The organism is Methylobacterium pseudosasicola (assembly GCF_900114535.1).
GTDB lineage: Bacteria > Pseudomonadota > Alphaproteobacteria > Rhizobiales > Beijerinckiaceae > Methylobacterium > Methylobacterium pseudosasicola.
The window spans coordinates 87,856-114,316 of record NZ_FOTK01000004.1; the positions used below are offsets into that span (position 1 = coordinate 87,856).

The following is a 26,461-nucleotide window of genomic DNA, read 5'->3' on the forward strand; positions in this document are numbered from 1 at the left end:
AGGTAGCGCATTTTCGCGCGGAGCGGAGCCCGCGTGGTTATCGAACTGCGGTCGCGCGCGGTGCCAGCCAAAAGATCGCTGCCCCGGCAAGCCCCGAGAGGGCCGAGCCGGCGAGCACGCCGAGCTTCACGGCGGTCTCGTGCTGGGGGTCCGCGAAGGCGAGGCCGCCGATGAACAGGCTCATGGTGAAGCCGATGCCGCACAGGACCGCGACGCCATAGATCTGCCCCCAGCCGGCCCCGGCCGGGCGCTGCGCCCATCCCAGCGCGACGGCGAGCCGCAGGCTGGCGAACACCCCGGCCTGCTTGCCCAGGAACAGCCCCGCGGCGATGCCGAGCGTCACCGGCTGGAGCAGGGCGTCGGGCGTCAGGCCGCTCAGGTCCACCCCGGCATTGGCGAAGCCGAAGACCGGCACCACCCCATAGGTGATCCAGGGCGCCAGCCCGTGCTCCAGCCGATGCAGCGACGAGTCGGCGAATTCCGGCCGGCCGGGGCTCACCCGGATCGGGATCGTGAAGGCGAGCAGCACCCCCGCCACCGTGGCGTGGATCCCGGAGCGCAAGACCAGCACCCACAGGACGAGGCCGAGCCCCAGATAGGCCGAGAGCCAGGTCACGCCCGCCCGGTTGAGGCCGTAGAGGGCCGCCAGCACGAGGGCGGCCAGTCCCAGCATCCCGACATCGAGGCCGGAGCCGTAGAACAGCGCGATCACCACCACGGCGCCGAGATCGTCGACGATGGCCACGGCGCTCAGGAAGATCTTGAGGGAGACAGGCACCCGCTTGCCGAGCAGGGCCAGGACGCCGAGAGCAAAGGCGATGTCGGTGGCCGCCGGGATCGCCCAGCCGCGCAGGGTCCCGGTGCCGAGATTGGCCGCCGCGTAGACCAGCGCCGGCACCGCCATTCCGCCGAACGCCGCGATGCCCGGCAGCACCCGGTCCGGCCAGGTGCGCAGCCGCCCGTCGAGCGCTTCGCGCTTGATCTCCAGTCCGACCAGCAGGAAGAACCCGGCCATCAGGCCGTCATTGATCCAGTGCTGCACGCTCATCGGCCCCAGCGCGGCGTGGAGCCCGTGCGCGTAAGTGTCGGCGAACGGCCCGTTGGCGACCACGAGGGCCAGCGCCGCCGCGGCCATGAGGATCAACCCGCCCGCCGCCTCGCTCGCGAGCATCGTGCGGATGGCCGAGAGCGGGCGCCGGCCCCGGGCCTGCGGGGCGCGGCCGGGAGTCGGGGGCGGCTTCATGGCGGGCAGGCTTGGCTTGGTTTGGGGGTGGGGGCAAGCCGCAGCTTGCATCGCGGGGCGGCCGTCCCGTATCGTCACACCATGTCAGACCGGCTGCTCTCGCTGGTGGTCGACAGCCGTTCCCCTGCGGATCGGGCCCCCACGGGGACCGCATTCCGGGAACTCGACCGCGTTCGGACCCTCGCCGAGGTGATCGGTGAGGACGGTGAGCGCGTGCCGGCAGGCAGCAGCGGGACGATCGTCGCCGTCTGGGGCGCGGGCGCCGCCTTCGATGTCGAGTTCACGCGGCCGGTCGAGGCGCTCGCCGCCATCGCACCGGAGGCCCTGGTCCTGGTGGAGCGCGCCGGCGCTTGATCGGCCCGGTCGGATACCCGGTGCAGTTCCGGGTCGATGACGACAAGGTACGGCGCTACCTGCTTGATCCGGATCATGAGGATGGCGGGCCGAAATGCGCCTTCCTGCTCAGCGTCGGCTTCTCGATCGACGATCCAATAACGCTGATGACGGCCCTCGTCGGACACCCGACGCCGTCCACGCTCACGAGAGCCTATCCGGTGCCGTACGGCCTGCGGTACCACTTCAAAGGGCCGATGCCTTGTCCCGATGGAACCGTGGCGAACATTCGGACCGTCTGGCAGGTCGATGACCAGCCCGGGCTGCATCCGGCGCGGTTCATTACCCTGAAGCCGCTTCGGAAAGCGCCACGCGATCCATAACGCGCCGCCCCCTCACGACACCTTCCCCAAAACCGCGCGGATCAACCCCAGCCCGTCCGGGCTCGACCAGGCGGCCGGGCCCTTCATCACCCCGATCGTGCAGCCCTGCGCGTCGATCAGCATCGTGGTCGGCAGGCCGGGGGATTGCGTGTCGCGCTGGATCGCGGGCAGCACGCGTCCGCCCGGATCGGCGTAGAACGGCAGGGCGTGGATGCCGGCCTGCTTCAGCCATTCCGGCGGCTTGTCGAGGTTGCGGGTGTCGACGTTGATCGCCACGACGGCGAAATCCGGCCCGCCGAGTTCCGTCTGGAGACGGTCGAGCGCCGGCATCTCGGCCTTGCAGGGGGCGCACCAGGTCGCCCAGAGATTGACCAGCAGCAGCCGGCCCTTGAGGTCGGAGAGTCCGGTCTCGGCGCCGTCCGGCCCCTTGAACCGGATCTCGGGCGCGGGCCGCGCCGGCTTCACGGCCTGCATGCCCGCGACCTCGCCCTTGGCGGCGGCATCGACCCGGGCCAGCGCGGGCGTCGCGCCCGCGCAGGGCTGGAGCGCCCCGCCCGTGTTGCCGGGCAGGAGACCGCTCCCGTATAGGGCGGTCCCGAGGATGGCGAGCGCGGCGAGGCCCGCGCCGGCCATCAGAGTGGTGCGGCCGGGCATCAGGCTTGCCTGCCGGGACGTTTAGGGCGCGGAAGGATCGACATGAGCAACCGGATGTGGGGCGGCCGCTTTGCCAGCGGCCCGGCGGAGATCATGGAGGAGATCAACGCCTCCATCGGATTCGACAAGCGCCTCGCGCCCCAGGATATCCGCGGCTCGCTGGCGCATGTGGCGATGCTGGGCGCGGCCGGCATCCTCCCGGCAGACGATGTGGCCGCGATCGAGGCCGGGCTCAAGTCCGTGCGCGACGAGATCGAGGCCGGGCGCTTCGTGTTCAAGCGCGAGCTCGAGGACATCCACATGTCGGTGGAGAGCCGGCTCACCGAGATCGTGGGCCCGGCGGCCGGGCGCCTGCACACGGCGCGCTCGCGCAACGACCAGGTCGCCACCGACATGAAGCTGTGGGTGCGCGACACCCTCGACTCCCTGGACCAGCAGGCCGCCGACCTGCAACGCGCCCTGGCCGAGACCGCGCTGAAGCATGCCGGCACGGTGATGCCCGGCTTCACCCATCTCCAGTCGGCCCAGCCGGTCACCTTCGGGCACCATTGCCTCGCCTATGTCGAGATGCTGGCCCGGGACCGCGGCCGGTTCCGCGACGCCCGCGCCCGGCTCAACGAATGCCCCCTCGGCGCCGCAGCTCTGGCCGGCACCTCCTTCCCGATCGACCGGCACGCCACTGCCTCGGCACTGGGCTTCGACCGGCCGACCGCGAATTCCCTGGATTCGGTGGCCGACCGCGACTTCGCCCTGGAATCGCTCGCCGCCGCCTCGATCTGCGCCGTGCATCTCTCGCGCTTCGCCGAGGAGCTGGTGGTCTGGACCTCGGCGCAGTTCAACTTCGTCAAGCTGTCGGACGGCTACACCACCGGCTCGTCGATCATGCCCCAGAAGCGCAACCCCGACGCGGCGGAGCTGGTGCGGGCCAAGTCCGGCCGGATCATCGGCGCGCTCACCGGCCTGCTCGTGGTGATGAAGGGGCTGCCGCTCGCCTATTCCAAGGACATGCAGGAGGACAAAGAGGGTACGTTCGACGCCCTCCAGGCCCTGTCCCTGTGCCTGGCCGCCATGACCGGGATGGTGAAGGACTTGGAGCCCAACGCCGAGGTGCTCGCTCGGGCCGCCGGCTCCGGCTACGCCACCGCCACGGATCTCGCCGACTGGCTGGTGCGCGAGCTCGGCCTGCCGTTCCGCCAGGCCCACCACGTCACCGGCCGTCTGGTCGGCGCCGCCTCGGCCAAGGGCGTCGGGCTGGAAGAGCTGTCGCTCTCTGAGATGCAGGAGGCCGAGCCGCGCATCACCGACGCGGTCTACGCCGTGCTCGGCGTCGCGAACTCGGTGGCGAGCCGCACCAGCTACGGCGGCACCGCGCCGGACAATGTCCGGGCGCAGGCGCAGGGCTGGATCGAGCGGCTCGGCTGAGCGCGCATTGGCGGCGGACAATCCTGGATTCAAAAAGTCTTCGACCTTTTGCGGGTCCAGGGCGGAGCCCTGGCTTCTCGAGGGCTCCGCCGCCAAACCCCACTGGCGCATCGTCCTGAATATCGGAATCAAGACGGCGCGCTAGGCCTTTGATTTTGCAGCATATTTTTCTAGGTGTGCGTCAAACGCAGCGAGGCCTGAAATTTCAGGTGCGCCTGCGACGGCCGGCTATCGATCACCGTTTTGGTTTGCGCGTCACGCTCCAGTTTGGCTTCGACGACCTTGGTCTCGGTCGTCTGCCGGCTGGTCTTGTCGGGCCCGTTGGCTTTATCCGTGTGGCTCGTACCGGACGCGTGATGCGCGGAGGAATGGGCCGTCGTCGCACTGATCTTGTCCACGATACAATATCCTGCGGTTTTCTGAGACCTTGATTGCGCATCATCCCGAGAGTCGGACGCTACCTTTCGGGATGATGCTCTAAGTCCTTGATGTGACGTGCTCGCTTGCACCGAACCAAAACCCGCTTCGGCGGCAAACGCTCCGGCACCGCCGAACCGATCCGCCTTCGCGACGCCCGTCAGACCCGGACGCGGCCTTGCGCGGTCGGCCGAGTGACCAGCGTGGCGAGGCCGGTCTGGAGGGCCGATCTGGTCTCGATCACCGGACTGGTGGCGTCCGGCAAGACCGGCTGGCCGTGCAGAACCCGCTCCATCGCCCGCTTCGACGCCGCGGCCTCGTCCAGCAGCCTGCGTACGTCTGCCTCGAAGGTGGCGTCGCCTTGACCGCCCGATCCTTGCCGGAGCCGGGTGCCGGGATAGGCCTCGTCCTCCGGCAAGGATCGGGGCTGCTCGGCGTCACCGCTGGCCGGATGCGGCGGCGCCGCGCTCGGATCGTCCGCCGCCGCATGGCTCTGTGCGGCCACCGCGCCCGCATCGTCCGCGGGCGCGCTCGATGCGGCCTGTGGCGTCTCCGAGCTGGTCGCGTCCTGTCCAGAGGCTGTCCCCATATCGATCGCCGCCGTCACCTCGGCGAGGCTGGCCGCTGTGATGCCCGGCTCGCCGCCGGCAGCGGCATAGTCCCGGGCGGCATCGGCGATCTCCCGGGCCACCTTGGCCAAGTCCTGGGCGATGAGCGCTGCCGCCTTCCTGTCACCGGAAACCACGGCCGCGAGGGCTTCGGCCTTGAGCCGCCGGAGCTTCCGCTCGGCTTCCTGGAGCGCGAAAGCGGCGACGTCCCGCTGGCTGGTTCGCGCCGAGGCCAGGGTGGTCAGCACGCTGCTGATCTGGGACAGCTTGGCGTAGCCCAGCCGGTCCGAAGGCGCCAACGGCGCATCCTCCTCATCCGGCTCCGCGCCGGCCTTGCCCTCTTGTGCCGTCCCATGCGCGTCGGCCGCGGTCTCGGGGCTCGCGGGTTTGTGTGCGGCCGGACGCTGAGGCCCCTCGATCGCCGCCACCCGGTTCACAGATCCAACCATGGCTATTTGCCCCGCGGAACTGTCGTGCGCCGACGAACTCAGGCGAGGTCGGCAAGCAATACGTAAGCTGTGCTAAAGCTTTTCGCAAATTCAACTCTTGATTTAGGATGGTGAGCGCAGACATCGACCGCCGCCCGGCGCAAGTGATTTCGCTCAGCGGGCGGCTTCGAAATCTTTCCGCGCAGCGCTCTGCCATCACGATTGGCCGCCTCTAGCCTCGGCGGATGAAAGCTGGCATCGATCGCCCATGACCTTGTCGATTCACCGCGTGGGCGCTGCGATGCGCAGCCGAATTAACGACCCGGCCTGATCCGTCAGGCCGGGTCTGCCCGCCCGTGAACGTTTTGGCGCCCGGTGCGCCGTCCCCAAGGTCGAATCTCATGCCCGCCCAGGACCCGGTGCTACATCTCGTATGCGGCAAGATCGCCGCCGGAAAATCGACGCTGACCGCCGGCCTCGGCGCCCATCCCGGCACCGTCGTGGTACCCGAGGATCGCTGGCTCGCCCGGCTTTATCCCGACGAGCAGACCTGTCTAAACGACTACGTGCGCCATTCGGCCCGCCTGCGGAGCGTGATGGGTCCGCACGTGGTGGACCTGCTCCGGGCCGGGCTCTCGGTGGTGCTGGATTTTCCCGCCAATACCCGCGCCAGCCGGGCGTGGATGCGCACCCTGTTCGAGGAGGCGGGCGTCACCCATCGGCTGCACTATCTCGATGTCGCCGATGACGTGTGCAAGGCGCGCCTGCGGGCGCGGAACACCTCCGGCACGCACGATTTCACGGTGACGGATGCGCAGTTCGCGCTGTTCACCCAATATTTCGTGGCGCCGACCCCGGAGGAGGGGTTCAACGTGATCCTTCATCACCCATAGTAGCGTTGGTTCTGATCACAGGCCCCTACACCGAGCCCGCGCGCTCGGCTTCCGTGGCATCGATGACGGCATCGATCTCGGCCATGGCGTCGTCATGGAGTACGACGCGGCCGGCCTCGGCATCGGCCAAACCTCGCCGGATGCCGTCGACAATGTCGGACCCGCACTCGACAGACGAAGCAGGGGGCTCGATCTCGGGCGAAACCCGATCTGTTTTGGGAGGCCTTGTCACCATCGGAAAACACAGAGTTCGGGCCGTATGCGCTGTTACCATGCTCAAGGACGGCTACCCACACCCACCCACAGGCCGAGCCAAAATTTGTGCGTCGCAACCATCCGGGGGCCTGTGCGTTCACCGTCTGGCTAAGTCTGGTCCGTTAGAAGCTCGGCTGTGTGGATCGGAGATCGCATGATGCCTGTCGAGAGTTGGCTGAAGCCGGAAGACGTGCCCGAGCTCGCGGCACGGGCGACGGCCATGATCGATGCCGCCCTGACGGGTTCGGGCCTGACCCGGGAGACCTACTGGTCGGCCGTCCGCAAGGGCTACAACACCCCCTATAACGACCCGCCCCGCAAGCGCCCGCTGCCGGCCCAGGCGAACGCGGTCGCATCCGCCGTGACGGCGCCCGATCCCGTAGCGGTCCCCGCGGCGGTGATCGCGGCCCTGGCCGCTGAGGTGCGAGCGGTCTGAACCGCTCTGCACTGTTGGCCGCCTTCGAGCTTGGCTGCCATCTTGCCGACTTTTTGCGCGGGCTTCACTCATCCAGATCCCCGGTTCGGCCCCAGATGGGGCCGCCCGTCGTCAGGAAGTGAAGATGGTCCGCGTCCCCCGCCTGCTCCCGGTCGGAGCCCTCGCCCTGCTCGCATCCGGTCTCGTCACGGGCCTCGTCGGGGCCATGGTCGGCGGAACGGTTCTGTCGGCAACGGTCGCCCAGGCCCAGGATGCGGAGCCGGACGGTGTCTCGGACGCCGCCCCGAGCAAGCGCGGTCGCCGGCCGCGCCGTGAGCGGACGCCGCGGGCCGAGAAGAAGGCCGCGACTCCCCCGGGGATGCAGCAGGCCACACCGGTGGCGATCTTTGGCGACTGGAACGTGTTCGTGAACGGCGATGGCCGCGCCAAGCTCTGCTACGCCATCGCCCAGCCGCAGGCGCGCTCGCCCAAGACCCTGAAGCGGGACACCGCCTACCTGTTCGTGAGCGTGCGCAAGGGCGAGAACGTCCAGAACGAGGTGGCGGTGATGCTGGGCTTCCCGTCGAAGCCTGCCGCCTCGCAGATCAAGCCGGGCTCGGCGGCTGCTCCCACCGACCCGAGCCTCAATCTCGGCACCGGCCGCTACGGCCTGGTGGTGAAGGATGGCAACGCCTGGCTACAGAACCCCGCCGAGGAGGCCCGGGTGGTCTCCGAGATGAGCGGGCGCAACCCAAAGCTCATCATCAAGACCACCTCGCTGCGCGGCAACCCGACGAGCGACGAATATGCGCTTGCCGGGTTCGCGGAGGCGATGAAGCGCACCCGCGACGAGTGCGCCAAGTAGAGGCTTCTTAGGCCCGGCGCCGGCGCAGCTCGGCGACCGGGTCGCGATGGGCCGCCGAGCGGGCCCGGGCCGCAATCCGCTCGCGGGCGGCGCGGGCCGCCTGCTCGGTATTGCGGAACACGGTGCCGTCGAGGCCGTCGAAGTCCCGCGAGGACGAGAAGAACCGCACGCCGCGGCCCTCGGGAACGGCGATGCCGGCGGTGACCTCGCCGATCTCGATCACCCGGGGCGGCTCGACCCGGTCCACCGCTGCGCGGTCGGCGAGGGTGACGTCGTCGGGCGCGAGGTCTTCGGTGACGGGATCGGGACGGTCTGTCGGCGGAAGCGCGACATTGAAACTGTGCATGGGACGGAATCCTGCCTTGGCCGGCGCAAGGGCCGTGCCGGAATGCGGGAATGGAATTTGAGGGTCGGTGCGGCTCAAGCCTCGCCGATCGCGTCGATCGCGCGGTCTCTAGGCCCTCGATGTGACGAACGCGCTATGGCCGGTCGGGGCCGCGCTCGCGGCGATCCTGCCTCGGCGAGCCGGTACCCGGCCCGGTCAGGCTCGCGATCGGAGCCGGGGTTTCCACGTGAAAACCGTTGCGCGACACGCGCGGCATCGACAGAGCCGCCGATGCATCGGCACGGCTTGCGCATGACGGAGCGGGTGACGAAAGGAGCCGGTTCGGGTCGACATTCATGTCCTCCAGAGTGAAGGACCACGCGGCGCGGGCGCCGTCGCAGTGCTTTAGCGTTTGATGACGCGGCGCAAGCTACGCTTCTCAAATCACCGCGGCCGAGGGAGCGGGCCAGGAAGTCCGTCCCGTTCGGCGAGGACAAAGATGGGCCTGGGCCGCCGGCCCGTCAACGGAACGGGCTTCCGATTTTCGCGCCCAGCTTGGCAGGAAGCCGGTCCCGGCGGCCCCTCCGGGAGACGCGATGGCTCAAGCCCCGGCGATCACCCCGGCGAGGTCGGAAAAATCCGAGAAGATCCGGCCGGCACCGGCGCGCAGGAGGTCGGCCCCCGCGGGGTCGTGGCCCCAATGGCCGCCGCCGGTGAAGCCGGCCACCCGCATGCCGGCGCTCCGGGCCGCCGTGACGCCGGGCACGCTGTCCTCGATCACCAGGCAGGCCTCCGGCGCCGCGCCCATGCGCGCGGCGGCGAACAGGAACAGGTCGGGGAAGGGCTTGCCCCGGGCGACCTGGGCCGAGGAGAAGACGCGCTCGCCGAACAGCGGCAGCAGCCCGGTCAGGCTCAGGGAGTGGCGCAGCCGCACCGGATCGCTGCTCGACGCGACGCAGGCCGGCAGTCCGAGCGCCTCGACCGCCGCGGCGACGCCGCGCATCGCGGTCAACTCGGTATCGAACAGGGCCAGCGTCTCGGCCTTGACCGCCTCCACGAAGCCCGGGGGAGCGGTGACGCCGTAATCGCGCGCGATATGCTCCATGATCGACACCATGGAGGTGCCGGTGAAGCGCGCCCGGACGGTCTCGAAGTCGATAGCGACGCCGATCCGGTTGAGGCCGGCGGTCAGGCAGGCGAGGCTCAGAGGCTCGCTGTCGACCAGGACGCCGTCGCAATCGAAGATCACCAGGCCGAGTTTTCGGGCGTGCGCGTCCAAGGTCGATCGTCCTCGACGGCCCCGTGCCGCCGGGCGTTCCTGTCGCATGGGCTCCCCCGGAGCGGCAACAGCTTGCACCCGGCGGCCCGGCCCCATACTCCCGGGGCGGGCGCCTCCCGGGGCGCGCAGGCATGGCTCAGAAGACCCCGCGATGTTCCGTTTCCTGGCCCGCGTCCTGGGCTTCCTGCTGATGGCCGGCGGCTTCGTCGCGCTGGTCTATGACGGCGCCCGCTCGATCGCCAACAATGGCTTGCGGGTGACGCCGCTCTCGGACGTGATCGCCACCCTGTCCAGGGACAAGGCCGGCACCCTGCAGGGCAGCCTCGAAGGCGCGGCGCCCTGGCTCTGGCACCTGCTCGGCCTGCCGCTGACCCTCGCGCCGGCCTCGCTGATCGGCCTGGGGCTCGGCGCGGTCCTGCTCTGGCTCGGCCAGCCCGGCCGGGAGCCGATCGGGTTCCTGACGAAGCCCTAGAGCATCGCCCCGAAAGGTGGTTTCCGGCTTTCAGAAAAAGACGATGCGCAGCTAAAGACCTCGCGCCTCATGCCGGTTCCGATGTCCGGCACGAGGCGCTAGCGTGCGGCGAGGCGGGCCCGGACCTCGGCGAGTTCGTCCTTCAACCGCGCGACCTCGGCGGTCAGCGCGTAGTGCTCGGTGACGTCGATCTGCGAGGCGAAGAAGTAGACCACCGTGCCGGCGGCATCCCGCACCGGCCCGACATACAGCGCGTTCTGGAAGACTGAGCCGTCCTTGCGGTAATTCAGGAGATCGATCCGGATGTCGTCCTCCCGCCGGATCGCCGCGCGCAGGCGGTCGACGGCGGCCGGGTCGGTCTCCGGCCCCTGCAGGAACCGGCAATTGCGCCCGGTCACCTCCAGCCGCGTGTAGCCGGTGAGGTTCAGGAACGCGTCGTTCGCGAACACGATCGGGTTGTCGTATTGCCGCGGATCGGTGACGATCATCGGCATCCGGGTCGCCCGCACGGCCGCGGCGAACGGGTCGCCCCGGTTCGATTCCGCCCTGAGGTTGTCCAGCACGTGGCTCGTGGCGGTCCAGCCCGTCTCCATCCGGCTCCAGCCCTTCACGTCGCGCGCTGCGAGCCGCGACCTCGGCGCCTACAAGCCGGAATTCGCCGACGCGGTCCAGTGCTTCGGTTCGGATTTACGGCCGGCGGAGTGTTTTCGGGCGTTCTGTACGGCTTGGACCGAGAGCCAAAGCTGCCTCGGTGCCGCGCTCGACCCCATATGCCGAGCAACCCCCGAGATCCGGAAGGCGACAGACGATGTTCCTGTTCCGCAAGCGCCCTGTGATGCCGAGCCCCGCCGACGCCCTGCCGGGCCGCCCGAACCCGATCCCGACCGCCGAGACCCATTTCGTCAACGGCAACCCGCTGAAAGGTCCCTATCCTGCGGGGATCGAGACGATCGTGCTCGGGCTCGGCTGTTTCTGGGGCGCCGAGCGCCGGTTCTGGCAGCTGCCGCGGGGCGTCTTCGTCACGGCGGTGGGCTATGCCGGGGGCTATACCCCGAACCCGACCTATGAGGAGGTCTGCACCGGCCAGACCGGGCACAACGAGGTGGTGCTGGTGGCTTACGATCCGGCAATGCTGCCGCTCGACGCCCTGCTGCGAACCTTCTTCGAAAGCCACAACCCGACCCAGGGCATGCGCCAGGGCAACGATATCGGCACCCAGTACCGTTCGGGGATCTACACCAACGGTCCCGAGCAGGAGGCGGCCGCCAAGGCCATGCGCGCGGCCTATGCCGGGGCCCTGCGGGCGCGCGACTTCCCCGACATCACCACCGAGATCGTGCCGCTGAAGACCTTCTCCTTCGCGGAAGGCTACCACCAGCAATACCTCGCCAAGAATCCGGCGGGCTATTGCGGGCTCGGCGGCACCGGGGTGGCATGCCCGGTGGGGACCGGGATCGCAGCCTGATGTTTTAAGGATTGCCGGCCGGACGCGACACCGGCGCCGCGGGCGCGGTGACGGCTCCCGCTTCGGGCTGCGGGGTGCTCCGCGGGCTGCGCAGGACGATGAGCACGCCGCCGATGACCGACAGGGCGAGGGCGGTGACGAGGATGAGGAAAAGCCAGCGGGGCATGCGCTGGCCCTAGCACGGCGCGCCCGGTTCGGCGAACGCTCAGCGCGGGACGAACACGCCCGGTACGACCTTCCCGGTCCGGCCGAACAGCTCCTCCGCCCGGGTGCAGCTGGCCGGCACATCCTTCTCGTAGACGGCGAGGTAGGAGCGCGCCTGCAACAGCAGGGTGTCGCGTTCGAGGTCGGCCGGATCGACGCCCATCGCCTGGACCACGCTCTTGAAGCGGTCGCCGTCGGTCCGCAGCGTCTGGCAATGGACGTTCACGAAGCCGGCGAGGCCGGCGAGCTTGGCCGCCTTGAGGGCGTTGGCCGGCGGCTCCGCCGGCGCCTGGCCGAAGGCCGGCGCCGCGATGACGGCCAGGACGAGCGTTATCGGCAACAGGCTGCAGCTTCGCATGCGAAGATCCTCCATCGGGCTACGGCGCCTTCAGCACCGCCCGGCAGGCGGAGGGCAGGGCTGCCATGGTCATGGCGGGCTTGGGCTTCGGCGGCACCTTGGGCGGCTTCGGATGCAACACCGCGTCCGAGAACCAGTAGCTCAGGTCGTCGCAGCCGTCGGTGGCGGCGGGCGCGCCCTGGGGCTGGCAATCGTCCTGGCCGGCCGGGCAGGCGAGCCGGATATGGTAATGGTAATTGTGCCCGTACATCGGGCGCACCTTGGACATCCAGCTCCGGCCCGAGGCCTCCCGGCACAGGGCTTTCTTGATCGCCGCGTTGACGAAGATGCGCTCCACCTCCGGCTGCTCGGCGGTGAGCTTGATCAATTGCAGGTGGGTCGGCGTCCAGACCTCCGGGTCGATGTCGAGACGGTCGGGCCGGACCATGTCGGTGGCCGAGGTCTCCTCGCGCTCGGCGCGGCTCATGCGGTGGTCGGGCATCGGCGTCAGCCAGATATCGGCGTCGATGCCGATCTGGTGCGAGGCGTGGCCGGTGATCATCGGGCCGCCGCGGGGCTGGGCCATGTCGCCGACGAGCAGCCCCGGCCAGCCGACCCGGGCGGCCTTCTGCGACAGGCGCTCGACGAAATCGATCAGGTAGGGCGTGCCCCACATCCGGTTGCGGGACGGGCGCATGACCTGCCAGTTCGGCCCGTCCATCGGCAGCGCCTCGCCGCCGGCGAAACAGCCCTTGGCGTAGAACCCGTAGATATGGGCCGGCCCGCTGGAGGCGCGGGTGACCCGGCCGAACAGGGCCTTGGCCGGGGTCGAGGGCGCGTCCGGGTGCTCCAGCGGCGGCAGCGGCTTCGGATTGACGCTGCCGCGGTCCTGGGCCTGCGCCCCCGCGGCGGACAGGATCAGGGCGACGAGGGCGACGCCCGCAAAGGGGCTCGGGATGCGGCGCGGAATCGGCATGCGGGGAGCTGTTCGTCCGTCTGAAGGGGGCGGGCGCAGGCCCAGTCCGGAACGTGGGGCATCGCCGGGGCGTTTTTCAGGCAGGCGCGAAACGCGACGCACGACCTGGGAGGCGAGCATGGCGGCTAATCCTCAACCCGCACCGCGGCAGCCCCGCAGCCTGATCGCCAGCGATCGGGTCATCGGCACGGATGTGCGCCGTCCGGACGGCACCAAGGTCGGCCGGATCGAGCGGCTGATGCTCGACAAGGTCTCCGGCCGAGTCGCCTACGCGGTGATGAGTTTCGGCGGCTTTTTGGGGCTTGGCGAGGATTTCTACACGCTGCCCTGGTCGGTGCTGCGCTTCGAGCCGCAGCAGGACGCCTACGTGCTCGACCTCACCGAGGAGCAGTTGCGCGCCGCCCCCGCCCGCACCCCCGAGGGCACCGACCCGGCCGAGGACGGCGCCTGGGAGGAGCAGATCCACCGGTATTACGACGCCGCGCCCTATTGGGGGATCTGACGCGACGACGGCGCCTCAGCCCTCCGAGGGGCCGCACCAGCCGGGCAGGTAGCCGGCGTCCTTGGACTTGGCGAGCGCCATCGCCTTCTCCAGCGCGTCCGAGAAATCGTTCTCGACGCGCTTCTCTTTGATGCTGCGGCGTAGAAAGTCCGCCCAGAGGAACTCGCTGAACGGGGTCGTGTCCTTGGCGAAGCCGCCGGCCCGGCGCAGCTCGCCCGCGAGGCTGCGGAACGGGTCGTCGGCGAGATCGGCGATCGCCTTGGGGATGTCCTTGAAATCCCGCCGCACGCCCTCGGCGTCGTAAGAGTAGACCCAGGATTTGTGGTCGCAGACCGTCCAGAACGCATCCTTCTCCAAGTGGTGCAGGTCGGCGACCACCGTGACGAGCACGCTCTCGACGCCCTCTTCCTGAAGCGCCCGGGAGAGATGGTGGTGATCGATCACGTAGTGGCGCTTCTTCGGCCCGAGCACGGTCGGGATCATGTGCGCCCCGAGGAACGCCTTCTTCTTCTCGCCGTCGTACTGCCGCCAGCGGCGACGCTTCTCGGCGACCTCCCGGTAGCCCACCGTCATCTGCGTCGGGCGCAGCTCGGCGATCGGGATCGGCTTGAGCAGCGGTTCGCGGTTGGCCATTCGGTCGTGTCTCCTGCGTGGTTCTGTCACGCCCTTCCCATAACGGGTCGCAGACGGGAAGACCGGAGGCTCTCACGTTTCGCGGATCGGGCCGGCCCGCACGGCGTCCAGCACGAACACCCGGATCGCCGAGGACAAGTTCTGGCCGCCGCGCCCGGCATCGATCGCGCCGATCAGCGCTTGGATCGACTGGCCGCGCGCCTCCGCGACCTCCCGGAGCGCCGTCCAGAACGGATCTTCCAGGGACACGCTGGTGCGATGGCCCGCGATCACCACCGAGCGCTTGCTGACGCCAGCGCTCACGACACGCGCGTCACGGGGACGACTCGGAATCCGGCTCGCCGCGTTCGAGCCGGTGACCCTCGTGGCGGTCGATCTCCAAGGCCTTGCGCCGCTGCTGCAGGGTCTTGGCCTTCTTCGGACGCCCGAAGGCGATCCGGTTCTCCTCGGCCTTGGCGTCCTCGGCCGCGCGGGCCTTGGCCTTGCGGACCTGGCGCAGGTTGATGATCTCAGCCACGGATCGCCTCCCGGCTCTCGGTTGAGGGCGGAGCCCCCGGGATACCAGGGCGCCGCCCTGGACCCGCACAAGGTCCCGGACCTTGTGGATCCGGGACTTGCACGCAAATCAATCGGCGCTGGGGGCCAGCATCGTCTCCGGCCGGACCACGCGCTCGAACTCCTCTTCGGTGACGTAGCCCAGGCGCAGGGCCTCCTCCTTGAGGGTGGTGCCGTTCTTGTGCGCCGTCTTGGCGATCTCGGCGGCCTTGTCGTAGCCGATCGAGGGGGCGAGCGCGGTCACCAGCATCAACGAGCGGCTCATCAGGTCGGCGATCTTGTCCTCGTTGGCCTTGATGCCGACCACGCAATTGTCGGTGAAGCTCACCGCGGCGTCGGCGAGCAGGCGGATCGATTGCAGCACCGCGTTGGCGATCACCGGCTTGAACACGTTCAGCTCGAAATGGCCCTGCGAGCCGGCGAAGCTCACCGTAGTGCCGTTGCCGACCACCTGGGTGCAGACCATGGTCAGGGCCTCGCACTGGGTCGGGTTGACCTTGCCGGGCATGATCGAGGAGCCGGGCTCGTTCTCGGGCAGCGATAGCTCGCCGAGGCCCGAGCGCGGGCCGGAGCCGAGCAGGCGGATATCTTGGGCGATTTTGAACAGGCCGGCGGCGAGCGCCGAGAGCGCGCCCTGCGTGAAAACGAGCGCGTCGTGGGTGGCGAGCGCCTCGAACTTGTTGGCGGCGCTGGTGAACTCCAGCCCGGTCAGCTCCGCGACCTTGGCGGCGAACTTGTCCGCGAATTCGGGATGCGCGTTGAGGCCGGTGCCGACCGCGGTGCCGCCCTGGGCCAGCGCCAGCACGCCGGGCAGCGTCGCGGCGACGCGCGAGCCGCCGAGCGCGACCTGGGCGGCGTAGCCGGAGAATTCCTGGCCGAGGGAGACCGGGGTCGCGTCCTGCAGGTGGGTCCGGCCGATCTTGACGATCGACTCGAACGCCTTCGCCTTGGCGTCGAGCGCCGTGTGCAGGTGCGTCAGCGCCGGCATCAGCCGCTCGCTGATCTCCCGGGCCACCGCGATATGCATGGCGGTCGGGAAGGTGTCGTTCGAGGACTGGCCGCGGTTGACGTGGTCGTTCGGGTGGATCGGCGTCTTGCCGCCGCGCTTCCCGCCCAGCGCCTCGTTGGCGAGGCTCGCGATCACCTCGTTGGCGTTCATGTTGGACTGCGTGCCCGAGCCGGTCTGCCAGACCACGAGCGGGAATTCCTCGTCGTACTTCCCGGCCACGACCTCGGCGGCCGCGGCCGCGATGGCGTCGGCGAGCCTGGGCTCCAGCGCGCCCAGATCCTTGTTCACCAGGGCGGCGGCCTGCTTCACCAGGCCGAGCGCGTGGACCAGCGGCGCCGGCATGCGCTCGGTGCCGATCTTGAAGTTCTGGATCGAGCGCTGGGTCTGCGCCCCCCAATACCGGTGAGCCGGGACCTCGATCGGCCCGAAGGTGTCGGACTCGGTGCGAGTGGCGGTTCCGGTCTCGGTGGGCGACATCGTGGCCTCTACGTTTGGTGCAGTGCGGTGCCTACTTAAATGAAGCGCGGGTGAATCGCGATGCCGGTTTTTCCCCGGCGCCGGACAAGAGCGGGGCTCTGTTCCCGCCGGATAAGGAGCCGATGAGCGCGACGATCGACCCAACCGACCGCGATCTGGCCGTAGGCGAGCCCGCTCCCCGATTCCGCCCGCCCGTGCCGCGCCCGCTGCGCGAGCCCCTGGGCCTGTTCGACTTCCTCCGGGCCGCCCGGAAGAACCCGATCACTACTTGGATGGACGTGCATTTCAAGGAGCCGGTCGTGGCCGCCGAAGGCGCCATGGGCCGGATCACCGTGGTCAGCGACCCGGCGCTGATTCGCTATCTCCTGGTCGAGAACGTCGAGGGCTACCGCAAGGACGACTTGCAGCGCCGGGTGCTGGCGCCGGGCCTGGGCAACGGCCTGCTCAGCGCCGAGGGCGATGAGTGGCGGCTCCAGCGGCGGACGCTCGCGCCGATCTTCAACGCCCGCACGGTCCAGGGCTTTTCCGACGCGATGAACGCGGCCGGCGCCAAGCTGGGGCGCCGCCTCGCCCGCCGGGGCGGCAAGCCCGTCGACGTCGCTCTGGAGATGACCCGCGTTACCCTCGACGTGCTGGAGCGGACGATTTTTACCCAGGGGCTGCCGGGCGATCCCGATGCGCTGGGCCGTGCGATCACCCGGTTCCTCGAAGCGGTCGGGCCGATCGATCCCCTCGACGTGTTCGGGGTGCCCGATTTCGTGCCGCGCATCGGCCGCCTGCGGGCGCGGCCGGCCGGCCGTTTCTTTGCTGAGGTGGTCGACGAACTCATCGCCCGGCGCAAGGCGGCGATGGCGCGGGGCGAGGCGCCCCGTGACCTGCTGACCCTCCTCCTCGCCGCCCAGGATCCCGAGACCGGCAACGGGCTCTCGGACCTCGCGGTCAAGGCCAACATCGTCACGTTCATCGCGGCCGGGCACGAGACCACGGCCAATTCCCTGACCTGGGCGCTCTACTGCCTGTCGCAGGATCCCTCCGCGCAGGCGCGGGTCGAGGCTGAGGTCGATGCAGCGGGCGAGGGCGATTTCGCCGTCGAGCAACTGCCCTACACACGGGCGGTGATCGAGGAGGCGATGCGCCTGTTCCCGCCGGTGCCGTTCCTCAGCCGGCAAGCGACCAAGGACGACCGGCTAGGCCGGATCAAGGTGCCGCGCGGCTCGCTGGTGATGGTGGCGCCCTGGGTGCTCCACCGCCACCAGATGCTGTGGGAGGATCCCGAGGCGTTCATGCCGGAGCGTTTCCTGCCCGAGAACCGGGACGCGATCCCGCGCTTCGCCTACCTGCCCTTCGGCGCTGGCCCGCGGGTCTGCATCGGCCAGAGTTTTTCCATCCAGGAGGCCGTGATCGTGCTGGCCCACGTGGTCCGGGCGGTGCGCTTCCACCTGCCGGCGGATCATCCGCCAGTCACGCCCCTCCATCGGGTGACGCTCCGGCCGGAGCACGGCTTGCGGATGGAGGCGGAGCTGCGGGGCTAATCGCTCCGCCGCGCCTCAAGCTGACGGGTCTTGCGATCGTAAAGCCGTGACGCAATGAAGAGACCGCCGAGGCCGATGGCCGACATTCCAAGGGCCAGCGCGAGAATCTGGTTGGCATAAGCTTGGGTCATGCGATCAATCCTCCGGACGCAGGAATCTGATCATGATCTGACCTATCAGATGTAGGACGATTGCGGCGATCAGCAAAGTCCAACCGCCATCTGCGAGCAGATCCAGATGCCGTTGCGCGAGGGGATTGATGACCGCGATGCCGATCGTGGCGATAGCCGACGAATTAAACAGGGTCGCGGTCAGCTTCAGTCCCTCGTTGAAGCGCTTCGCGCGGTGCTTCCGCTCGCTCGCCGATAGGCCCGGCTGCGCGATCCCCTCGTCCACCGCTAAAATCCTCGGGCCGTCGATTCGGCTTCGGAGGAATTCAGCTCTTCTTCCGGAACGCGTCCAGGCTCACGACTTCGGCGCTGCCTTCCTCGCCGTCCTTCTTGGCGGCGGGGCGGGGGGCCTTCTCGTCCGGCTTGGCGCCGGGCTTGTCACCCTGCGCGGCCGGCGCCGGCAGCACCTTCGGGGCGGCCGAGCCGATCGTGGCGAGGCCGGAGCCCTTGGGCCGGACCTCGCTCGGCTCCGAGCCTGCGCCGCGCGGGCCGGTCTTGGCCGGGGCGGCGTTGGCCTCCTCGGGCACCTCGCCGGCCTCGGTGAGATCGAACTTCAGGCCGAACTGCACGGAGGGGTCGAAGAAGCCAGACAGGGCGTCGAACGGCACCAGCAGGCGCTCCGGCACGCCCGAGAAGGACAGGCCGACCTCGAAGGTGTGCTCGTTGACGCTGAGGTCCCAGAACTGGTGCTGCAGGACGATGGTCATGTCCTGCGGGTACTTCTCGCGCAGAGCCTGCGACATTCGCACCCCGGGCGCCTCTGTCCGGAACGAGACGTAGAAGTGATGGTCGCCCATCAGCCCGTCCCGCGCGGCGTCGGTCAGCACCTTGCGGACCACCCCGCGAAGGGCGTCCTGCACCAGGAGATCGTAGCGAATCAGGTCGTCTGCCATCTGCGGTCGCGCTCTAGCCCGGTCTGCGCCCGGCGCCCCGCCGCGGATGGCCGGACCGAGGAAATGAGTGAAGGCTTCTGGTGCCGGGCGCCTTCATGCCCCGCCTACACGATGCAAACCGGTAGGACTTGAGACCGATCTTGGAGACCGCTTACGCGGCCACCGCCACCGGAGCAAAGTTGTCGTTGGCAACTCTTGCAACGGCCCGATAACGGCGGAACCATGCCGAGCGAAAGATCTACCTTTACGCCTTCGTCGATCCTAACTTCGCCCCCGCCTGAGACCAGTCCAGTTCCGTCAGCCTTGCGGCCATCGGTCCTGGGCTCAGGTGGAGGCGCCGGGTACCGCCCCCGGGTCCGATAGGTTTATTCCGAAGACCGTTTATCGCCATAGCCGGCCTCGCGACCGGCTCCCAAGATATAGAGGGGATCGGTCCGGTTTTGAAGCCCGATCGTGTCGCGCCACTGTCTCAGGGCGAACCTCTTGACGCGGCTGTTGCCGGAAATGCGCAGTCGCGCGGATTTGCGTCCGACGCGCCGCGCCGGCGCGACCGGATCTGGGGGGCGATCTGGCGCCTCGGGGTGCTGGTCATCCTCGTGCTCGGCTATCTCGGCGCCGCGAGCCTGCTCTCGCTGGCGAGCGTGCGCGTCGGCTTCGACCTCTGGGCCGGGATCGACCCGTTCCTGCCGCCGGAGCGACGCCCCTTCCTCGGCGCCGTGGACCTCGCCCACCGCGCCTTCGCGGTCGACGCCCTGCGCCAGGTCTACCTCGCCGCCCTGGTGCTGGGTGGGGCGTTGTGGCGCGACCGGGCCGGCTGGCGCCGGCGTCTGGCGCTGGATCGCGAGCGTCCGAACGGGATGCGGCCGGTCGCCCTGCTGGCGCTCCTCCTGGTCTGGCCGGTGCTGCACATCGCCTGGGTCACCGGCACGGCCGAGTTGTTCGGCGCGAGCTTCGGCCGGCGGGTGACGCTGTCGCCGTTCATGAGCCAGGCCGCGGTGGCGGCCTGGCTGGTCTATCTGGCGGTGTTGGCCCCCGTGGCCGAGGAGCTGCTGCTGCGCGGCGAGGCCTTCGCCCGCGCCCGGGACGCGGTCGGGCCGGTCGGGGCGATCCTCGTCACCGCCCTGATCTTCGCCGCCGCCCATGTCTCGTCCTGGGGGCTCGCCCGGCCGGTCTCGCTGCTGCCCCTGGCGCTGGTGCTCGGCTGGCTGCGCTGGCGCACCGGCCGGCTCTGGCCCGGCATCGCGCTGCACGGCTGGTCGAACCTCGCGCTCGTGACCTACGTGCTCTGGCCGACCTGAGCGCCGGGGCGCCCGGCTTCGCAACCCACGATGGCGGTGGACGAGCCCGACCCGCGCCCTTGCCGGACGCCGCTTCGACGGGCAGGACTATGCGATGGACGCCTATCACGCCCTGCTGCGGCGCATCCTCGACGAGGGTGTGGCCAAGGACGACCGTACCGGAACCGGGACGATCTCGGTGTTCGGCCACCAGATGCGCTTCGACCTGTCCGCGGGCTTCCCGCTGGTCACCACCAAGCGGCTGCACCTGCGCTCGATCATTCACGAGCTGCTCTGGTTCCTGGCCGGCGACACCAACGTCGCAGCCTTGCGGGCCAACGGTGTGACGATCTGGGACGAGTGGGCGGACGAGCACGGAGACCTCGGCCCGGTCTACGGCCGGCAATGGCGCTCCTGGGCCAAGCCCGACGGCGGCAGTGTCGACCAGATCGCCTGGCTGCTCGATGAGATCCGGCGCAATCCCGATTCCCGTCGCCTGATCGTCTCGGCCTGGAACCCGGCGGATCTCGACCGGATGGCGCTCGCGCCCTGCCACTGCCTGTTCCAGTTCTACGTGAGCGAGGGGCGGCTTTCCTGCCAGCTCTACCAGCGCTCGGCCGACGCGTTCCTCGGCGTGCCATTCAACATCGCGAGTTACGCGCTCCTGACCCACATGATCGCCCAGGTGACCGGGCTCGGGGTCGGCGATTTCGTGCACACCTTCGGCGACGCGCATCTCTACCGCAATCACCTGGATCAGACCCGGGCCCTGCTCGACCGGGCCCCGCGCCCGCTGCCGCGGCTCGCGCTCAACCCGGAGGTCCGCGACCTTTTCGCCTTCCGGTACGAGGACATCACCATCGCGGGGTACGACCCGCACCCGGCCATCTCGGCCCCGGTGGCGGTATGACGCCTAATAGCAATCAGGTTGAAGGCGCTTTGGATCTCTCTTGAAGCTCAACGGGCCCCCGACATTCGGAGGCCCATTAACTTTAGGCAACTAATAGTGGCAAGGAAATCTGTGTCTCAGCTTGGTCGGGCGTGCTTTGGAACTTGTCACAAAAATTGTGCAGATCTTTCTTGATTATGTCTATATTTTCTTTGACCAAAAAATCTTCTATTTTCCTGTGTCTTGTATATTTAATTTTTCTCTCTAGAACCGAGATAGTAAAATCGTATTGATCAACATCCGAAGCCTTAAAGTCATTTCTTTTTATCAAATCCCATTCTCTCAGATCAAAGCGTTCGCGGAAGTGGGCATCGCCGCACTCAAACTTGTGTTGTACTTCTGTCAGATAAATTTTTGTAAACAGTTCCTTGAATAATTCGTAGATTTGGGCGCCGCCGATGACTATAGTTTGCGGACGAGCATTTAGTATTGAATAAAAATCTGCAAGAAAAAGCGCATCCTCAGGGCTATGAGCCCACATAAGATTATCGCGATTATCTCCGCCTTGTCGAGAAAGAACAATATTGATCCTATTAGGTAACGGTCGGCCCAAAGACTCCAGCGTCTTTCGACCCATTATAACGCAATTTCCCTCAGTAACGGACCGAAAGAACTTCAAGTCCGTGCGAAGCTTCCAAGGTAATTCATTCTCGCAGCCGATCACATCGCCCGGATTGCTACGGGCGACAATGTACGAAATCGATGGCATCGTGCGTTCGATGGGTTTCATTTCGTTAATTTTCACTCCGAAGAGCAAATCGCCGTGTGCGCATAGCGACAGATCATCTCCTTGAACGGTTAAGGGCGCCGTCGCGATCTCGTCCGGCTCATTCCCATTTCGCGACATGTGGCGAATCGAGCCGCTTCTTGCGCCATATATGAACTCTATCCAGCGCGATGTCGCAGTTGCCAACAGCAACGGCAGTGCCCACCTGCCAGCCTTGACAGCATGGGGCGCACACCCGCAGGTGCCTGTCGGGCATGCGTTCTCATGAGGCCCCAAGCCTCGCGAGAAGAGATGCCCGCGCAGGCGCTTAGCCGCCGATCGAGCCCATCCGCCGCGCGAGCGGTCCGGGGGGCGGGATGAGGCGGGCGAGCGTGGCCGTTCAGGCAGGGAGACGCAGCCCGGGGAGCACGCTCAGCGTGCGGACCGGGCGCGGGCAGGCAGGAGACGACGGCTAGGATGCTGTGGAGCAATCAGAGCGGCGGTGGCGGCGGCGGCCCGTGGGGCCGACCCGGCGGCAACGGCGGCGGCCCATGGGGTGGCGGCGGCGGCGGCAAGACCCCGCCCAACCTTGAGGACCTGCTCCGGCGCGGGCAGGACCGCCTGCGCGGCCTGATTCCGGGCGGCGGCAACAGCGGCGGCGGCTATGGCGGAGGCAGCCCGACCGGCATCGGCGGCGGCCGCAGCGCCGCGGTGATCGGCGCCCTCGCGGTCGCGGTCTGGCTCGCCACCGGCTTCTACACCGTCTACCCGCGCCAAGTCGGCATCGAGACGATCTTCGGCCGCTACGTTGGCACCAAGGGCGAGGGCCTGCGCTACAACTTCCCCTATCCGATCGGCGGCGTGGTCAAGCCGGATGTCGGCTCGCAGAACTCCATCCAGATCGGCTTCCGCTCCGGTCCCGGCGCCCAGGGGCGCAACCGCGACGTGCCGGACGAGAGCCTGATCCTCACCGGTGATGAGAACATCGTTGATCTCGACTTCGAGGTGCAGTGGCGGATCAACCCGCTCAAGGCCTCGGACTTCGTGTTCAACCTCCAGAACCCGGAGGGCACCATCAAGGCGATCTCCGAGAGCGCGATGCGCGAGGTGATCGGCCGTCGCAACATCCAGGCGATCCTCACCAACGAGCAGTCGAGCATCGCCCAGGAGGTGAAGGAGATGGTCCAGAAGGCTCTGGACGAGTACGGCGCCGGCGTGCGCATCGAGGTGGTGCAGCTCGTGTCGGTGAATCCGCCGCCGGAAGTCCGGCCGGCCTTCATCGACGTGAACGCCGCCCAGCAGGACGCCGACACGGCGCAGAACGAGGCCAAGACCTACGCCAGCCGCGAAGTGCCGCAGGCGAGGGGCCGGGCGTCGCAGATCTTCCAGCAGGCCGAGGCCTACCGGACGAAGGCGACCGCCGACGCCACCGGCCAGGCCGCGCGCTTCAGCGAGGTCTACGCCTCCTACAAGGCCGCCCCGGCCATCAGCCGCGAGCGGCTCTTCCTGGAGACGATGGAGAAGGTCCTGGGCTCCGTGAACAAGGTGATCATCGACCAGAACGGCGCGCAGCCGGGTTCGGGCGCCGCCGCCGGAGTTCTGCCGGTGCTGCCGCTCACCGAGTTCGGCGCCCGCGCCCAGTCCCCGGCCCAGACGGGAGCCGCCCGATGAAACAGGCTCTCCGCACCGGCCTGATCGCGGTCGCCGCGATCGTCGCGATCGGGCTCTACGCCTCGATCTTCACCGTCGGCCAGATGCAGCAGGCCCTCGTCCTGCAATTCGGCCGCGTTCGCGCCGTTCTCAACGCCACCGGCGAGGAGAAACCCGGCCTCTACTTCAAGGTGCCGTTCGTCGAGAACGTCGTGATCTTCGACAAGCGCGTGCTCGACCTCGACCTGCCGGTGCAGACGGTGCTCACCGCCGACCGGCAGAACCTGGAGGTGGACGCGTTCGCGCGCTACCGCATCCTCGATCCGCTGAGATTCTACCAGGCGGTGGGCAATATCGGGCTCGCCAACCAGCGGCTCGCCAGCTTCACGAATTCCGGCCTGCGCAACGTGCTCGCCCGCTCGACCCGTGACGCTATCGTCAAGACCGAGCGCGGCCAGCTGATGCACCAGATCCAGGAGGACGTGAATCGGCAGGCCAAGGCGCTGGGCATCGAGATCGTCGATCTACGCATGACCCGCGTCGATCTGCCGGCGCAGAACTCGGCCGCCGTCTACAAGCGGATGAAGACTGAGCGCGAGCGCGAGGCCGCCGACATCCGCGCCAACGGCGACCAGAGCGCCGCGACTATCCGCGCCAAGGCCGACCGCGAGGTCACGGTGATCCTCGCCGAGGCGACCCAGAAGTCCGAGCAGCTGCGCGGCCAGGGCGACGCCGACAAGAACCGGATCCTCGCCGAGGCGTTCGGCAAGGACCCGGACTTCTTCAGCTTCTACCGCTCGATGCAGGCCTACGAGACCGGGCTGAAGGGCTCCGACACGCGGCTGGTGATCAGCCCCAGCTCGGACTTCTTCCGCTACTTCAGCGACCCGCAGGGCCGCGCGACAGCCTCGGCGGCGCGCCCGCCCCGCGCGCCGACGGATCCGACCGCCTCCACGGGCGCGACGCGCTAAACCCTGGCGCCCCGGCGCCAGCGGACTACGATGCACGACAATCCGCGGGCGGCCGATCCCGGTCGGCGGCCCGCGACGCTGCAACCGCGTTCTTGAAGAGGTCGACCATGCACCCCGTCGCGAGCGCCCCCCGGGCGTCCTTCGGCCGCGCGCAGGCGCAGCCCCGTTCCCGCGCCCGCTCGTTCATGGCGGCGATCCTGGTCGGCGCCTCCTTCGCGACCGCCGCCCTGCCGGTCCCGGCCTTCGCCAAGGGGCCAGCCTCGCTGGCTGACCTCGCCGATCAGGTCACCGACGCGGTGGTGAACATCTCCGCCTCCACCACGGTCGAGGCGCGCAGCAGCCGCGCCGGGCCGCAGCTGCCCCCGGGCACGCCGTTCGAGGACCTGTTCGAGGAGTTCTTCAACCGCCGCGGCGGCGGTGGCGGTAAGGGCGGGGAGCGCGGCGACAACGACACGCCGCGCCAGCAGCGCAAGTCGAACTCCCTGGGCTCCGGCTTCATCATCGACGCCTCAGGGATCGTGGTGACCAACAACCACGTCATCGGCGACGCCAACGACATCCAAGTGATCCTGCACGACGGCACCAAGCTGAAGGCCGAGATCATCGGCAAGGATTCGAAGATCGACCTGGCGGTGCTGCGGGTGAAGCCCACCGCCGAGCGCCCGCTGAAGGCGGTGCCGTTCGGGAACTCCGAAAAAATGCGCCCGGGCGACTGGGTGATTGCCATCGGCAACCCGTTTGGCCTCGGCGGCTCGGTCTCGGCCGGCATCGTCTCGGCACGTGGCCGGAACATCGAGTCCGGACCTTACGACAACTACATCCAGACGGATGCTGCCATCAACAAGGGCAATTCCGGCGGCCCGCTGTTCAACATGGACGGTGAGGTGATCGGCATCAACACAGCGATCCTGTCGCCCACCGGCGGCTCCGTGGGCATCGGCTTCGCGGTGCCCTCGGACACGGCCAAGCCCGTGATCGATCAGCTGCGCGACTTCGGCGAGGTCCGCCGCGGCTGGCTCGGCGTCCGCATCCAGAACGTCGACGACGCCACCGCGGAGGCGCTCAATCTCAAGGGCGGCGCCCGCGGCGCCCTGGTGGCCGGCGTCGACGAGAAGGGGCCGGCCAAGACCGCCGGGATCGATGTCGGCGATGTCATCGTGAAGTTCAACGGCGCCCCCGTGAAGGCCTCGGGCGACCTGCCCCGGATCGTCGCCTCGACCCCCGTCGGCCAGAAGGTCGACGTGGTTGTGGTCCGCAAGGGCGAGGAGCTGACGAAGCCCGTCACGCTCGGCCGGCTCGAGGACACCGACAAGCCGCAGCTCGCCAACCTGCGCCAGCCCGAGCCCGAGAGCGCGACCCGTCAGGCGCTCGGCCTCAACCTCTCCGGCATCACCGACGAACTGCGCAAGAAGTACTCCATCAAGGACACCGTGAAGGGCGTGGTCGTCACCCGGGTCGATCCGAACTCCACCGCCGCCGACAAGCGGATCCAGCCCGGCGAGGTGATCGTCGAGGTCGGCCAGGAGGCGGTGAACAGCCCCGCCGACGTGACCAAGCGGGTCGAGGCCCTCAAGAAGGACGGGCGCAAGTCCGTGCTGCTGCTGGTGGCGAGCGCCACCGGCGACGTGCGCTTCGTGGCGATCGGCCTGGATTGACCCGGCCTACATCGAGAGGCCGAGGGCCGTCGCTCCGAAAGGATGCGGCGGCCTTCGCGTTTTCGGAGATGTGAGCAGTTGCATTGACGTAGCGGATCCACGCAGCACACTGCTTCCGCGAGTCGATGCGGCTCGGAGTCTCTAGACCGCCATGACCGCCGTCGCCTTCGACACGCTGAAATTCGCCCGCGCCCTGCGCGAGAAGGCTAAACTGTCGCCCGAGCAGGCGGAAGGATTCGCCGACGCGCTGGTCGACGTCCTCGACGGAAACCTCGCCACCAAGGGCGACATCCGCGACGTGCAGGCGGATATCCAGGTCGTCCGCGGGGACATCGAAGCCCTGAAGATCCAGACCCGCGCCGATATCGAAGCGCTGCGGCTTGCGACACAGGCAGGTATCGCGTCCGCAAAAGTCGAAACGGTGCGCTGGCTCGTTGGCGCGATCGGCTTTCAGACTTTGGCCGTCCTCGGCGCGGTGATCACCCTCACCCGCACCTTTCACTAAACC

The 26,461-nt window shown here is 68.6% G+C and carries 34 protein-coding genes and 1 other RNA gene; 16 read left to right on the top strand and 19 right to left on the bottom strand.

The features are described 5' to 3' along the window. Positions 1-37 precede the first annotated feature (37 nt). Complete coding sequence (gene nhaA / locus BM228_RS05610; RefSeq protein WP_092038009.1) at positions 38-1,243, bottom strand: Na+/H+ antiporter NhaA; 1,206 nt, start codon at positions 1,241-1,243, stop codon at positions 38-40. A gap of 81 nt (positions 1,244-1,324) precedes the next feature. On the opposite strand from nhaA, the gene BM228_RS05615 reads away from it, so the two are divergent. Continuing rightward, positions 1,325-1,597: a DUF4926 domain-containing protein gene (locus BM228_RS05615; RefSeq protein WP_244537029.1), complete on the top strand. Its 273-nt coding sequence runs from the start codon at positions 1,325-1,327 to the stop codon at positions 1,595-1,597. Beyond that, on the top strand, positions 1,594-1,959 hold the full coding sequence (locus BM228_RS05620; RefSeq protein WP_092038011.1) for a DUF6883 domain-containing protein: 366 nt from the start codon (positions 1,594-1,596) through the stop codon (positions 1,957-1,959). The genes BM228_RS05615 and BM228_RS05620 overlap by 4 nt, the downstream gene beginning before the upstream one ends. 12 nt (positions 1,960-1,971) lie before the next feature. Here BM228_RS05620 and tlpA read toward each other — a convergent pair whose 3' ends face one another. Next, positions 1,972-2,613: a thiol:disulfide interchange protein TlpA gene (gene tlpA / locus BM228_RS05625; protein WP_092038012.1), complete on the bottom strand. Its 642-nt coding sequence runs from the start codon at positions 2,611-2,613 to the stop codon at positions 1,972-1,974. A gap of 42 nt (positions 2,614-2,655) precedes the next feature. Between tlpA and argH the strand changes: the two genes are divergently transcribed. Continuing rightward, the gene (gene argH, locus BM228_RS05630) at positions 2,656-4,035 is read left to right on the top strand and encodes an argininosuccinate lyase (RefSeq protein WP_092038014.1); all 1,380 of its coding nucleotides are present in this window, start codon (positions 2,656-2,658) and stop codon (positions 4,033-4,035) included. Positions 4,036-4,205: 170 nt separating this feature from the next. Here the strand turns inward: argH and BM228_RS05635 are convergent, their stop codons facing one another. Both BM228_RS05635 and BM228_RS05640 read right to left on the bottom strand, forming a co-directional pair. Continuing rightward, on the bottom strand, positions 4,206-4,433 hold the full coding sequence (locus BM228_RS05635) for a hypothetical protein (protein ID WP_092038015.1): 228 nt from the start codon (positions 4,431-4,433) through the stop codon (positions 4,206-4,208). 179 nt (positions 4,434-4,612) lie between these two features. After that, the gene (locus BM228_RS05640) at positions 4,613-5,509 is read right to left on the bottom strand and encodes a hypothetical protein (protein ID WP_139234046.1); all 897 of its coding nucleotides are present in this window, start codon (positions 5,507-5,509) and stop codon (positions 4,613-4,615) included. 380 nt (positions 5,510-5,889) lie between these two features. Here BM228_RS05640 and BM228_RS05645 point away from each other — a divergent pair, with 380 nt between their 5' ends. From BM228_RS05645 to BM228_RS05655, 3 genes are all read left to right on the top strand, one after another. Further along, positions 5,890-6,381, top strand: coding sequence for a P-loop nucleotide/nucleoside kinase family protein (locus BM228_RS05645; RefSeq protein ID WP_092038018.1), 492 nt, complete (start codon positions 5,890-5,892; stop codon positions 6,379-6,381). A gap of 409 nt (positions 6,382-6,790) precedes the next feature. Next, positions 6,791-7,072 carry a hypothetical protein gene (locus BM228_RS05650; RefSeq protein WP_244537030.1) on the top strand — a complete coding sequence of 94 codons (282 nt, stop codon included), beginning with the start codon at positions 6,791-6,793 and terminating at the stop codon, positions 7,070-7,072. Between the two features lie 124 nt (positions 7,073-7,196). Further along, the gene (locus tag BM228_RS05655) at positions 7,197-7,916 is read left to right on the top strand and encodes an invasion associated locus b family protein (RefSeq protein WP_092038020.1); all 720 of its coding nucleotides are present in this window, start codon (positions 7,197-7,199) and stop codon (positions 7,914-7,916) included. A 7-nt stretch (positions 7,917-7,923) separates the two neighbouring features. Here the strand turns inward: BM228_RS05655 and BM228_RS05660 are convergent, their stop codons facing one another. Both BM228_RS05660 and BM228_RS05665 read right to left on the bottom strand, forming a co-directional pair. Next, entirely contained in the window at positions 7,924-8,262 is a 339-nt protein-coding gene (locus tag BM228_RS05660) for a hypothetical protein (protein WP_092038021.1), read from the bottom strand. 580 nt (positions 8,263-8,842) lie between these two features. Beyond that, entirely contained in the window at positions 8,843-9,520 is a 678-nt protein-coding gene (locus BM228_RS05665; RefSeq protein ID WP_092038023.1) for an HAD family hydrolase, read from the bottom strand. Positions 9,521-9,671: 151 nt separating this feature from the next. On the opposite strand from BM228_RS05665, the gene BM228_RS05670 reads away from it, so the two are divergent. Next, positions 9,672-9,992 (top strand): PetM family of cytochrome b6f complex subunit 7, encoded by a 321-nt coding sequence (locus BM228_RS05670; protein ID WP_092038024.1) that lies wholly within the window; start codon positions 9,672-9,674, stop codon positions 9,990-9,992. Positions 9,993-10,090: 98 nt separating this feature from the next. Here the strand turns inward: BM228_RS05670 and BM228_RS05675 are convergent, their stop codons facing one another. Further along, on the bottom strand, positions 10,091-10,603 hold the full coding sequence (locus BM228_RS05675; RefSeq protein ID WP_280142314.1) for a PAS domain-containing protein: 513 nt from the start codon (positions 10,601-10,603) through the stop codon (positions 10,091-10,093). 197 nt (positions 10,604-10,800) lie between these two features. Between BM228_RS05675 and msrA the strand changes: the two genes are divergently transcribed. Further along, on the top strand, positions 10,801-11,457 hold the full coding sequence (gene msrA / locus BM228_RS05680; RefSeq protein ID WP_092038027.1) for a peptide-methionine (S)-S-oxide reductase MsrA: 657 nt from the start codon (positions 10,801-10,803) through the stop codon (positions 11,455-11,457). A 4-nt stretch (positions 11,458-11,461) separates the two neighbouring features. Here the strand turns inward: msrA and BM228_RS34515 are convergent, their stop codons facing one another. From BM228_RS34515 to mepA, 3 genes are read right to left on the bottom strand one after another with little or no spacing between them, the layout of a single operon-like run. After that, positions 11,462-11,623, bottom strand: a complete 162-nt coding sequence (locus tag BM228_RS34515; protein ID WP_167367666.1) for a hypothetical protein — start codon at positions 11,621-11,623, stop codon at positions 11,462-11,464. A 39-nt stretch (positions 11,624-11,662) separates the two neighbouring features. After that, positions 11,663-12,019, bottom strand: a complete 357-nt coding sequence (locus BM228_RS05685; protein WP_092038029.1) for a hypothetical protein — start codon at positions 12,017-12,019, stop codon at positions 11,663-11,665. A gap of 19 nt (positions 12,020-12,038) precedes the next feature. Then, positions 12,039-12,974 (bottom strand): penicillin-insensitive murein endopeptidase, encoded by a 936-nt coding sequence (mepA, locus tag BM228_RS05690; RefSeq protein WP_092038030.1) that lies wholly within the window; start codon positions 12,972-12,974, stop codon positions 12,039-12,041. A gap of 118 nt (positions 12,975-13,092) precedes the next feature. Here mepA and BM228_RS05695 point away from each other — a divergent pair, with 118 nt between their 5' ends. Beyond that, a complete protein-coding gene (locus tag BM228_RS05695) occupies positions 13,093-13,476 on the top strand; it encodes a PRC-barrel domain-containing protein (RefSeq protein ID WP_092038032.1) in 384 nt (127 codons plus the stop codon). A gap of 15 nt (positions 13,477-13,491) precedes the next feature. On the opposite strand, the gene BM228_RS05700 is transcribed toward BM228_RS05695, so the two are convergent. The 4 genes from BM228_RS05700 to fumC form a co-directional block, all read right to left on the bottom strand. Next, positions 13,492-14,109: a ParB-like protein gene (locus BM228_RS05700; protein ID WP_092038033.1), complete on the bottom strand. Its 618-nt coding sequence runs from the start codon at positions 14,107-14,109 to the stop codon at positions 13,492-13,494. 72 nt (positions 14,110-14,181) lie between these two features. Beyond that, positions 14,182-14,412, bottom strand: a complete 231-nt coding sequence (locus BM228_RS05705; RefSeq protein ID WP_092038035.1) for a ribbon-helix-helix domain-containing protein — start codon at positions 14,410-14,412, stop codon at positions 14,182-14,184. A 10-nt stretch (positions 14,413-14,422) separates the two neighbouring features. Continuing rightward, the gene (locus BM228_RS05710; RefSeq protein WP_092038036.1) at positions 14,423-14,626 is read right to left on the bottom strand and encodes a DUF4169 family protein; all 204 of its coding nucleotides are present in this window, start codon (positions 14,624-14,626) and stop codon (positions 14,423-14,425) included. A 108-nt stretch (positions 14,627-14,734) separates the two neighbouring features. After that, positions 14,735-16,150 (bottom strand): class II fumarate hydratase, encoded by a 1,416-nt coding sequence (fumC, locus tag BM228_RS05715; protein ID WP_092038037.1) that lies wholly within the window; start codon positions 16,148-16,150, stop codon positions 14,735-14,737. 122 nt (positions 16,151-16,272) lie between these two features. Here fumC and BM228_RS05720 point away from each other — a divergent pair, with 122 nt between their 5' ends. Continuing rightward, complete coding sequence (locus BM228_RS05720; RefSeq protein WP_092038320.1) at positions 16,273-17,682, top strand: cytochrome P450; 1,410 nt, start codon at positions 16,273-16,275, stop codon at positions 17,680-17,682. Here BM228_RS05720 and BM228_RS35795 read toward each other — a convergent pair. The 4 genes from BM228_RS35795 to ssrA all read right to left on the bottom strand — a co-directional run bounded on the left by BM228_RS35795 (position 17,679) and on the right by ssrA (position 19,194). Then, positions 17,679-17,813: a hypothetical protein gene (locus BM228_RS35795; protein WP_280142315.1), complete on the bottom strand. Its 135-nt coding sequence runs from the start codon at positions 17,811-17,813 to the stop codon at positions 17,679-17,681. The two genes, BM228_RS05720 and BM228_RS35795, sit on opposite strands and share 4 nt — an antisense overlap. Positions 17,814-17,817: 4 nt before the next feature. Continuing rightward, positions 17,818-18,078 carry a hypothetical protein gene (locus BM228_RS05725; RefSeq protein WP_092038038.1) on the bottom strand — a complete coding sequence of 87 codons (261 nt, stop codon included), beginning with the start codon at positions 18,076-18,078 and terminating at the stop codon, positions 17,818-17,820. A gap of 40 nt (positions 18,079-18,118) precedes the next feature. Further along, the gene (locus BM228_RS05730) at positions 18,119-18,745 is read right to left on the bottom strand and encodes an SspB family protein (protein ID WP_007567598.1); all 627 of its coding nucleotides are present in this window, start codon (positions 18,743-18,745) and stop codon (positions 18,119-18,121) included. A 66-nt stretch (positions 18,746-18,811) separates the two neighbouring features. Continuing rightward, positions 18,812-19,194, bottom strand: a transfer-messenger RNA (tmRNA) gene (gene ssrA, locus BM228_RS05735). Between ssrA and BM228_RS05740 the strand changes: the two genes are divergently transcribed. Beyond that, positions 19,186-20,043, top strand: a complete 858-nt coding sequence (locus tag BM228_RS05740; RefSeq protein ID WP_167367667.1) for a CPBP family intramembrane glutamic endopeptidase — start codon at positions 19,186-19,188, stop codon at positions 20,041-20,043. The two genes, ssrA and BM228_RS05740, sit on opposite strands and share 9 nt — an antisense overlap. A gap of 94 nt (positions 20,044-20,137) precedes the next feature. Further along, the gene (locus BM228_RS05745; RefSeq protein ID WP_092038040.1) at positions 20,138-20,932 is read left to right on the top strand and encodes a thymidylate synthase; all 795 of its coding nucleotides are present in this window, start codon (positions 20,138-20,140) and stop codon (positions 20,930-20,932) included. A gap of 82 nt (positions 20,933-21,014) precedes the next feature. Here the strand turns inward: BM228_RS05745 and BM228_RS05750 are convergent, their stop codons facing one another. Continuing rightward, positions 21,015-21,890: a dihydrofolate reductase gene (locus BM228_RS05750; RefSeq protein ID WP_139234047.1), complete on the bottom strand. Its 876-nt coding sequence runs from the start codon at positions 21,888-21,890 to the stop codon at positions 21,015-21,017. Positions 21,891-22,154: 264 nt separating this feature from the next. Between BM228_RS05750 and hflK the strand changes: the two genes are divergently transcribed. The 4 genes from hflK (at position 22,155) to BM228_RS05770 (ending at position 26,458) form a co-directional block, all read left to right on the top strand. Continuing rightward, positions 22,155-23,348, top strand: coding sequence for an FtsH protease activity modulator HflK (gene hflK / locus BM228_RS05755; RefSeq protein WP_092038043.1), 1,194 nt, complete (start codon positions 22,155-22,157; stop codon positions 23,346-23,348). Then, the gene (gene hflC, locus BM228_RS05760; protein ID WP_092038045.1) at positions 23,345-24,298 is read left to right on the top strand and encodes a protease modulator HflC; all 954 of its coding nucleotides are present in this window, start codon (positions 23,345-23,347) and stop codon (positions 24,296-24,298) included. The genes hflK and hflC overlap by 4 nt, the downstream gene beginning before the upstream one ends. A 107-nt stretch (positions 24,299-24,405) precedes the next feature. Next, positions 24,406-25,953 (top strand): DegQ family serine endoprotease, encoded by a 1,548-nt coding sequence (locus tag BM228_RS05765; protein ID WP_092038046.1) that lies wholly within the window; start codon positions 24,406-24,408, stop codon positions 25,951-25,953. Positions 25,954-26,104: 151 nt separating this feature from the next. Further along, positions 26,105-26,458: a CCDC90 family protein gene (locus BM228_RS05770; RefSeq protein WP_092038048.1), complete on the top strand. Its 354-nt coding sequence runs from the start codon at positions 26,105-26,107 to the stop codon at positions 26,456-26,458. The last annotated feature ends 3 nt before the right edge of the window (positions 26,459-26,461 follow it).